Below are 471 nucleotides of genomic sequence, written 5' to 3'. Positions count from 1 at the left end.
CGACGCGCGGCGCATGTGGCGCAGCTTTGACCGTCTGGATGAAACCGCCGGACAATGGGAACAATGGTCCACATGGTTGGAGGGCTTCTTCAGTAACCGAATATTCGACCTATTCGTGAACCAGACGTTCACCGTGATGTCGAACGAAGTGCTGACCGCCGTGCCGCTCTTTCTGTTCATGGGCTACATCGTCGAACGGGCGAACATCGTTGACCGGCTGTTTTCGACCCTCAATGTCGCCTCCAAGAACATTCCCGGATCCATGGGCGTGGCCGCGCTGATTACCTGCGCGCTCTTCGCGACCGCCACAGGCATCGTGGGTGCCGTGGTTACGTTGATGGGTCTGCTCGCCCTGCCCGCCATGCTCAAGGCGCGCTATGATCCTTCCTTCGCGGCAGGTATCATCTGCGCCGGTGGTACGTTGGGGATCCTGATCCCGCCGTCGATCATGCTGATCGTCTATGCGGCGGC

The 471-nt window shown here is 59.9% G+C and carries 1 protein-coding gene; it reads left to right on the top strand.

Translation table 11 applies throughout. From position 1 onward, the window contains the following. On the top strand, positions 1-471 hold a 471-nt coding region (locus A3764_RS21145; protein ID WP_150122370.1), incomplete at both ends, for a TRAP transporter large permease subunit.

It is taken from the genome of Sulfitobacter sp. HI0129, assembly GCF_001635395.1.
Taxonomy (GTDB): domain Bacteria; phylum Pseudomonadota; class Alphaproteobacteria; order Rhodobacterales; family Rhodobacteraceae; genus Sulfitobacter.
The sequence above is the reverse complement of the archived record's forward strand: the minus strand, read 5'-3'. Positions and strand labels throughout refer to the sequence as shown.